Genomic DNA, 8,385 nt, shown 5'->3' on the forward strand with positions numbered 1-8,385 from the left:
TAATTCACGGCCGTGCAACGGACGCGGCGAGCCGACGGGCTCGCGTCCGTTGTTTCGGCCTTCCTGCCTCCGGTCGAGCTCAATCGGCCTGCATATAATCCGCCACGCTGTAACAGTGGCTTGCCTGATAGGCGTTCCGGCCCCGATTCATGTGGGTCAGATTGAATGTCCGAATGGCGCTGAGCGCGCGCGGGGTCGCAAGGAATTTGCGGATCGAGGCCGACCCGCGCACCTTGATCCCGAACATATCCTCGCCGCGCGGAAAGAAATAACCGGCATCCCCGGGCGCCGCGACGCTTTGCTCGAGGAAGAGTTCGTCCACCCTGTCCGGGACGGCGGAATGATCCGTCGTGAAATTCGAAAGATGCACGATGAATCGCGCCCGCAGATCGTCGCCGTCCGCATAGAGCGTGAAAAGCTCCATCCAGCTCGCATTGACGCGGACGAGCGGCTTGTCGGACGTCGACGGAAGGCAGGAAACCGACCAATATTGACGCTCGGTCATGCGCGGGACCGGGATGCAGCTTGCGTAGAGCCCGAGGATCGCCAGCACCTCCTCTCCTTGCGGACGGCGCAGCAGCTTTTGAAAGCGCGCGGCGTATTTGAAACGCTGCTCCAGCGATTCCGAGCGCTCATCGGCATCGCGCAAATCCGCCTTGCCCTCGATCCAGTCGCGCTGCTGTTCCAGATCGACGAATTGCCGCAAGCCTTTGACGCGTTGCTTCACAGTCGCCCCCGGATCCCCGCCAACCCATCCATCACCGCGGTCAGCGCCAGCGCATTCTCGCGTTCCATCGCGCTGTGCCCCGCGTTGGTCACCACATAAGTCGCCGGCTCGGCCCCCGCCGCGCGCAGCGCCGCGACCAGCCGCGACGCCTGCGTCAGCGGGCAGACCTCGTCGAACCGCCCATGCACGATATGCACCGGGATCGCCGCGAGCACGTCGATATTCTCGAAGAAATGCCCCGCCGGAATGAACAGCTCGTTGGCGAAATAATGCGCCTCGATCTGCGCGAAACACAGCGCGAAATCGGCCTCGCCGAACTTGCCGGTGTCGGCGGTTTCGGGGATCATGTTCGAAATCACCCCCTCCCAGAGCGACCAGGTCAGCGCGGCTTTCAGCTGGCGCGCCCTCTCGGCCGCGGTCGCGGGCACCATGTCGAAAATCGCCTTGTACGACGCCATCACGTCGCCGCGCTCTTGCGGAGTCAGCACGCCCAGCAACTCGGCCCACTCCCCGGGATATTTGATATAGGCCCCCGGCGCGGTCAGGCCGTACGGATCGGCCTCCCACGTCGCGGCATTGCCCTGATAGAGATAGAGCAGGTCCTCCGACGCGCCGAGGAAGATGCCGCGCAGGATCAGGCTCGCGACATGCGCGGGATGCGCGATCGCGTAAGCCATCGCGAGCGTGCTGCCCCAGCTGCCGCCGAACACGTGCATCGGCCCGCTGATCTCCAGCTTCTCGCGCAATTTCTCGATGTCGCCGATCAGGTCGGCGGTCGTGTTCCTGGCGAGCGCCACCGCCGGGCCTGAAGAGGCCACATTGGGCTCGCTCTTGCCGCACCCGCGCTGGTCGAACAGGATGACGCGGTAGCGTTTCGGATCGAAGAAGCGCGCCATCGCCGGCGCGCACGCGCCGCCGGGGCCGCCGTGGAGGAACATCACCGGCTCGCCTGCCGGGTAGCCATATTCCTCCCAGTAAATCCGGTGCGCCGGATCGCGGTCGACCTCCAGCCAGCCGAAGTTGAGCAGCGGCGGCTGCGGATAGACCCAGTCGTCGCCGATCTTGCTCGTCGCCTGCAACCGCGAAAAATTCATGGACGATGCCTTTCTTTCAAAGCCCCTCCCCTTCAGGGGAGGGGTTGGGGTGGGGGCCATCGGCCTTGCCCGGCTTAACCTCCCGCTCGCCGCCATGTCCACCGCCTCACTCGGGCTCAGGGAACCTATTGCGCAGATCATCGTTCAAAAACCACCCCTGATCGCGGGATGAATGACGTGCTGTTAATCGTCGGCATGGGCTGAAATCTCGGGGTTGGGCACTCGCGGCTGGAAAGCAATTTCCATGCGCATTTAAAAGGAGTGGTCTAATGCGTTTCCAACCCATCATGCTCGGTGCCGTCGCGGCACTCGCGCTCGCCGCCTGCACCCAAAAGGAAGAAGTCGCGGTCGCCCCGCCCCCGCCGCCGGGCGCGGTGCCGGGCAGCGTCGCCGCCGACCGCGACGGCGACGGCATCATCGACGGCTATTACACCTCGGACGGCATCTACCATCCGAACTACACGCCGCCCCCGCCGCCGCCGCCCGCTCCGTCGCGGCTGGGAGAACGCGGCTGAACACGCATATCCGGGGAGCGCGGCGTCGCTGCGCTCCCCTTTTCCTAACCTTGCTTGCCCTCGGCGGCACGCTTGCCCCGCCCGCAATCGCCGCACCCGCGGCGCTTGCGGGCGAAACGCTTGGCGATGCGATCCGCGAGGAGGCCGGGGGCGACATCAAACGCTTCTACGCCGCGCGCGGCTACAAGCCGCTGTGGGTCCGCGCGGGCAAGGTCGGGCCCGAGGCGGGCACGCTGCTCGCCTATCTGTCGTCGGCGAGCCGCGATGGCCTGAAGCCCTCCGCCTATGACGTCGACGAGCTTCAGGGGCTGATCGCCGCCGCGCGCGGCGGCGCTCCGCGGGCGCTCGCCCGCGCCGAGGTCGAACTGTCGGCCGCCTTCGCGCGCTACGTCCGCGACATGCGCCGCCCGGGCGAGGCGAAGATGGACTATGCCGACCGCTCGCTGAAACCGAAAAAGCAGGACGCCGACGACGTGCTGCGCGCCGCCGCCTTCCCCAAGGATTTCGGCGCCTACCTCAGGAATATGAGCTGGATGAGCGAACATTATGTCCGCCTCCGCACCCTCATGGGCCGCGCAGAGGACCAGGGCGCATCGAAGGACGCGATGGCGCGCCTCCGCCTCAACCTCGACCGCGCGCGCCTCCTCCCCGGCCCCTATGTCCATCATGTCGTCGTCGACGCCTCGTCAAGCCAACTCTGGTATTATGGCGGGGGCAAGCGCGTCGGTTCGATGAAAGTTGTCGTCGGCGCCAAGGAAACCCAGACGCCGATGCTCGCGGGCAAGCTGCAATGGGCGATCCTCAACCCCTATTGGAATGTCCCCGACTATCTCGCCGAAAAATCCATCGCTCCCAAAGTGTTGGCTGGACGCACCCTCGCCTCGCTGCGGATGGAAGCGCTGTCCGATTGGGGTCCCAACCCGCGCAAGCTCGACGCCTCCGAAATCGACTGGCCCGCGGTCGCCGCAGGCAGCCAGGCGCTGCGGCTGCGCGAGCTGCCGGGCGGCGCCAATTCGATGGGCCGCGTCAAATTCCTCTTCCCCAATGACGAGGGCATCTACCTCCACGACACCCCCGATCGCGCGCTGCTCGCCAAGCCCGATCGCCATTTCAGCAACGGCTGCATCCGTCTCGAGGATGCGGGCAAACTCGGCCAGTGGTTGCTCCACCGCTCGATCCGCACCAAATCGAAAACCCCCGAACAGGCGGTCGCACTCCCCGTCGAGGTGCCGGTCTACCTCACCTATATCACCGCCGTCGCGACCGACCGCGGCATCGCCTTCCGCGACGATGTCTACGGCCGCGACAGCTGACCTCACCCCGCGTCGTGAAAGATCACCCCCAGCGTGTGGCGTTGCCCCGACCGGATCGCGCTCACCCCGTGCCGCATCGCCACGCGATAATCGCCGCGGCTTCCCTGCACCGGCCGCGTGTGGACGGCAAAGACCACCGCATCGCCCTTGGCCAGCGACACCACCGCCGCGCGTGACTGCATGCGCGGGCGCTGCTCGGTCAGCACGAACTCGCCGCCGGTAAAATCGTCGCCCGGTGCCGACAGCAGCACCGCGACCTGCACCGGAAAGACATGCTCGCCGTACAGATCCTGGTGCAGGCAATTATAGTCGCCCGGCCCATATTTCAGCAGCAGCGGCGTCGGCCGCGCCTGCCCCGCCGCATGGCACCGCGCCAGAAATTCGGCATGATGCGTCGGAAAGCGGGCTTCCCGCCCCATGCGCTCGTGCCAACGGTTCGCGACCGGTGCGAGCCGCGTATAGAGCCGCGTGCGTAGCGCCGCGACGAACGGCGGCAACGGATAGGCGAAGTAGCGATATTCGCCGCGCCCGAACCCGTGCCGCGCCATATTCACCTGGCTCCGGAACAGCCCCTCCAGCGCATAAAGTGCCGCGACCGCATCGCATTCCCCGTCGCTGAGCAGCCCCGGCAGCACCGCCCACCCCTCGCGGTCAAGCGCCGCGGTAATGGCGCTCCAGTCCTGCGCGGCGATGCGCGCCTCGATGGGGAATGCTGGGGCGATGGTTTCGATGGCATGTATCATCGGCCCGTGATGCCGCAAGCCGCACTCGCCCGCGCTCCGTTTCTTGCTGTCAAACATCCTTCTGCACGCTTCAAACCCGCCGCCAAACCCTCTAGGCAGGGATAAATAACAACGGGAACCCCTCCTCCATGTCCTTGCGCCTCTCCGCCGCCCTTCTCCTTGCCGCCGTCGCCGCTCCCGTGACCGCCCAAAACGCGCCCGCCATCGATGCCGCGAACCTCACCCAGACCGTCCGCACCCTCGCGTCCGACCAGTTCCAGGGCCGCGCCCCCGGCACGGTGGGCGAGGAGCGCACGATCGGCTATCTGATCGGCCGGCTGCAGGCGCTTGGGCTCGAACCCGCGGGTCCCGACGGCGGCTGGACCCAGCCCGTGCCCCTGCTCCACACGCGCCTCGGCACCCCGGCGACGCTCGCCTTCGACCGCAAGGGCAGCGCGACCCCGCTGACCTTCGGCACCGACATCTATCTCTCGACGCTCCAGCCCAGCGATCGCGCGGTCGTCGAAAACGCCCCGCTCGTCTTCGTCGGTTACGGCGTCACCGCGCCCGAACGCGGCTGGGACGATTTCAAGGGACAGGATTTGAAGGGCAAGGTCGCGGTCTTCCTGATCAACGACCCCGATTTCGCGGCGATCAAGGGTGAACCGGTCGCGAACAGCTTCGGCGGCCGGACGATGACCTATTACGGCCGCTGGACCTACAAGTTCGAGGAAGCCTCGCGCCGCGGTGCGATCGCCGCGCTGATCGTCCACGACACCGACGGCGTCGGCTATGGCTGGAACGTCGTCAAAAGCCCCGGCGGCGAAAATTACGGCCTCGTCGTGCCCCCCGAAAAACAGACCAGCCTCACGCTGCAGGGCTGGATCTCGGGCGAAACCGCGGGCCGCCTCTTTACCGGCGCCGGGCAGGATCTCGCCAAGCTGCGCGTTGCCGCACGGCGCAAGGATTTCAAACCCGTCGATCTCGGCACGACCCTCAACGCCGCGATCCCGGTGACGCACGAGGTCGTGCAGAGCCAGAATGTCCTCGCCAAAATCCCCGGCGCCAAGCGCCCCGACGAGGTCGTGATCTACGGTGCGCATTGGGATGCCTATGGCGAGGGCGCACCCGACGAACAGGGCCGCATCTATCGCGCCGGCGCCAACGACGACGCATTGGGCGTCGCGGGGTTGTTCGAAATCGCGCGCAATTTCAAGGCCGCGCCGCCGCCCGACCGCACGATCGCCTTCGCCTTCTGGGCCGCCGAGGAACGCGGCCTGCTCGGCTCCGAAGCCTATGCCCAAAACCCCGTCTTCCCCGCCGAAAAGACCGTGGCGAACTTCGGCCTCGACATCCTGCAAACCGCGGGGCGCGCGAAGGACGTCGTCCTCGTCGGCAAGGGTCAAAGCACGCTCGAGGACGATCTCGCGCGCGTCGCCGCCGCGCAGGGCCGCACCGTCAGCGTCGAAAGCCTCCCCGAACGCGGCCTCTTCTACCGCGCCGACCATTTCAGCCTCGCCAAGCGCGGCGTCCCCGTCCTCCTGATGATGGGCATCGCGGGCGCCTCCGACCTCGCCCAGGGCGGCAAGCCCGCGGGACAGGCGTGGGTCGATGCCTATACCGGCAAATGCTATCATCAGGCGTGCGACGCGTGGGACGAAAGCTGGAACCTCGAGGGAGCGGTTCAGGACATCGAACTTTTTTACCAGATAGGTGACGAACTCGCCCGCTCGGCCAAATGGCCCGCCTGGAAAGCCGGGAGCGAATTCAAAGGCATCCGCGACCAGAGCGCCGCGTCGCGAAAATAAGCGGGCAGCGAGGACCGGTAACGGCGTAAACAACGTGCTGCCCCATCTTTACTTCGTCATTCCCGCTTTCGCGGGAATGACGAAGGTTGGGAAAGCCCGCTCTCACCCCATATCGGCCCTTCGCGCCTCACAACGCCAAAACGGCAGCATACGCGGAAACAGGCAGACGGCCGCCCCGGCGTGCAGGAAGATGATTGCGCCCGGCCCGGCGCTGCGCAACAAGCCCCTCATTCGATAGGAGAATGTGATGCGCTTTGCCGTTGCCCTGATGCTGCTCCCCGTCCTGCCCCTCGCTACGATGACCGCGCCTGCCTTCGCACAGGCGGCACCGCAAGCCGGGACGCAGGACCAGGCCCTGCTCCAGTTCCTCGATCAGGCGTTCGAAGCGCGGCTGGGCCTCAGCCCCGAATCGCAAACCCAACTCGGCCTCAAGACCAATTACGACAAGCTCGACGATTACACCGACGCCGCATCGGTGCGCGAACAAGAGCTGTCCGAGCGCCAGCTCAAGGAGCTGCACGCGCGCTTCAAGCCCGAGCAGCTCGGCGAAAGCGCGCGCGTCAGCTACCGCTTGTTCGAATATGAAGTCGAACGCGGCCGCGAATCGCTCCGCTTCCGCAACCTGCGCTTCCCCGTGTCGACCAACGGCAGCCCCGCCGGCGCCATCCCGGTGCTGCTGATCAACAATCACAAGATCGACAGCGTCGCCGAGGCCGAGGCCTATATCGCGCGCCTGCGCGACACCGATCGCGTGATGCGCGAGGTCGCCGCAACGATGCGCGAACAGGCCGCGGCGGGGATCATACCCAACAAGGTCAATTTCGCCCCCGCGCGCGCCGACGCGCTGAAGGTCATCGGCGGCGCGCCGTTCGATGGCGCCGCGGATTCGACGCTGATGGCGGACTTCCGCAAAAAGGTCGATGCGCTGGGTGCCCCCGCGGCGACCAAGGCGAAACTGCTTGGCGATGCGAGCGCGGCGCTGACCGGGCCGTTCAAGCGCGGCTACGACACGCTGATCGCCGCGATCGACGAGATCGAGCCCCAATCGAAAGGCAATTTCGGCGCGTGGAACCTGCCCGACGGCGCGGCCTATTACGCCGACCGGCTGAAGAGTTCGACCACCACCAGCCTCACCGCCGACCAGATCCACGACCTCGGTCTCAGCCAGGTCGCGGCGATCCGGCAGGAAATGGAAGCGATCAAGCGCGAGGTCGGCTTCACCGGCGCGCTCGAACAATATTTCGACCACATCCGCACCGATCCCAAGTTCAAATATCCGAACACCGAGGCCGGCCGCGAAACCTATCTCGCCGACGCCCGCGCGGTGATCGCGTCGGTGATGACCGTCGCGCCGCGTTACTTCCGCGTGCTGCCCAAGGCGCCGCTCGAGGTGCGCGCGGTCGAGAAGTGGCGCGAGGGGACGGCATCGACCGCCTTCTACAACCCGCCCTCGGCCGACGGGTCGCGGCCCGGCATCTATTACGTCAACCTCGTCGACATGAACCAGACGCAAAAAGTGCAGGTCGCCGCGATCGCCGCGCACGAAGGCGCGCCGGGCCACCATTTCCAGATCGCGCGCCAGCAGGAACTGGTCGGCATTCCCAAGTTCCGCAAGTTCGGCGGCTATGGCGCCTATATGGAAGGTTGGGGCCTCTATTCGGAACGGCTGGCGAACGAGATGGGAGTGTACAAGACCCCCGATGACCGCTTCGGCATGCTGTCGCTTCAGGTGTGGCGCGCGATCCGGCTGGTGCTCGACACCGGCATCCATTCCAAGCGCTGGACGCGCGAACAGGCGATCGCCTATTTCAAGTCGAACAGCTCGGTCTCGGACACCGACATCGCGCGCGAGGTCGACCGCTACTTCAACTGGCCGGGGCAGGCGACGAGCTACATGGTGGGCCAGCTCAGGATCGCCGAGCTGCGCAAACGCGCCGAGCGCGAACTCGGCCCGCGCTTCGACATCCGCGACTTTCACGAAGCGGTGCTCAGCGAAGGCGCGCTGCCGCTCGACATTCTCGAAGAGCAGGTGACGCGCTATATCGCGGCAAAGAAGAAGTGATGCGGCGACGCTGACGTCGGTTTTGGGGTGGGAAGCGGACGGTCCTTATTCGTCATCCCGGGCTTGACCCGGGACCCGCCTTCCTTCTTCCCAACCGAGAAAAGACAAGGCAGGCCCCGGGTCAAGCCCGGGGTGACGAGAAGT

7 protein-coding genes are annotated in these 8,385 nt (G+C 66.2%); 4 read left to right on the plus strand and 3 right to left on the minus strand.

From position 1 onward, the window contains the following. Positions 1-79: 79 nt before the first annotated feature. Positions 80-727, minus strand: coding sequence for a hypothetical protein (locus tag V6M50_RS02150; protein ID WP_332816889.1), 648 nt, complete (start codon positions 725-727; stop codon positions 80-82). Then, positions 724-1,821, minus strand: coding sequence for a prolyl aminopeptidase (gene pip, locus V6M50_RS02155; RefSeq protein ID WP_332816890.1), 1,098 nt, complete (start codon positions 1,819-1,821; stop codon positions 724-726). The genes V6M50_RS02150 and pip overlap by 4 nt, the downstream gene beginning before the upstream one ends. A gap of 269 nt (positions 1,822-2,090) precedes the next feature. Here pip and V6M50_RS02160 point away from each other — a divergent pair, with 269 nt between their 5' ends. Together V6M50_RS02160 and V6M50_RS02165 are read left to right on the plus strand one after the other, a co-directional pair. Next, positions 2,091-2,336 carry a hypothetical protein gene (locus tag V6M50_RS02160; RefSeq protein ID WP_332816891.1) on the plus strand — a complete coding sequence of 82 codons (246 nt, stop codon included), beginning with the start codon at positions 2,091-2,093 and terminating at the stop codon, positions 2,334-2,336. Between the two features lie 50 nt (positions 2,337-2,386). Beyond that, positions 2,387-3,649 (plus strand): L,D-transpeptidase family protein, encoded by a 1,263-nt coding sequence (locus tag V6M50_RS02165; RefSeq protein ID WP_332816892.1) that lies wholly within the window; start codon positions 2,387-2,389, stop codon positions 3,647-3,649. Between the two features lie 2 nt (positions 3,650-3,651). On the opposite strand, the gene V6M50_RS02170 is transcribed toward V6M50_RS02165, so the two are convergent. Further along, on the minus strand, positions 3,652-4,392 hold the full coding sequence (locus V6M50_RS02170) for a 2OG-Fe(II) oxygenase (protein WP_332816893.1): 741 nt from the start codon (positions 4,390-4,392) through the stop codon (positions 3,652-3,654). Positions 4,393-4,520: 128 nt separating this feature from the next. Here V6M50_RS02170 and V6M50_RS02175 point away from each other — a divergent pair, with 128 nt between their 5' ends. Next, positions 4,521-6,179 (plus strand): M20/M25/M40 family metallo-hydrolase, encoded by a 1,659-nt coding sequence (locus V6M50_RS02175; protein WP_332816894.1) that lies wholly within the window; start codon positions 4,521-4,523, stop codon positions 6,177-6,179. A 247-nt stretch (positions 6,180-6,426) separates the two neighbouring features. Continuing rightward, positions 6,427-8,241 (plus strand): DUF885 domain-containing protein, encoded by a 1,815-nt coding sequence (locus tag V6M50_RS02180; RefSeq protein ID WP_332816895.1) that lies wholly within the window; start codon positions 6,427-6,429, stop codon positions 8,239-8,241. Positions 8,242-8,385: the final 144 nt, after the last annotated feature.

Source organism: Sphingopyxis sp. (assembly GCF_036675685.1).
Classification (GTDB): domain Bacteria; phylum Pseudomonadota; class Alphaproteobacteria; order Sphingomonadales; family Sphingomonadaceae; genus Sphingopyxis.

What these genes read in the sequence shown, in the direction of transcription:
- pip (WP_332816890.1), bottom strand. Translation starts at nt 1,821, where the DNA reads ATGAATTTTTCGCGGTTGCAGGCGACGAGCAAGATCGGCGACGACTGG.
- V6M50_RS02160 (WP_332816891.1), top strand. Translation starts at nt 2,091, where the DNA reads ATGCGTTTCCAACCCATCATGCTCGGTGCCGTCGCGGCACTCGCGCTC.
- V6M50_RS02170 (WP_332816893.1), bottom strand. Translation starts at nt 4,392, where the DNA reads ATGATACATGCCATCGAAACCATCGCCCCAGCATTCCCCATCGAGGCG.
- V6M50_RS02175 (WP_332816894.1), top strand. Translation starts at nt 4,521, where the DNA reads ATGTCCTTGCGCCTCTCCGCCGCCCTTCTCCTTGCCGCCGTCGCCGCT.
- V6M50_RS02180 (WP_332816895.1), top strand. Translation starts at nt 6,427, where the DNA reads ATGCGCTTTGCCGTTGCCCTGATGCTGCTCCCCGTCCTGCCCCTCGCT.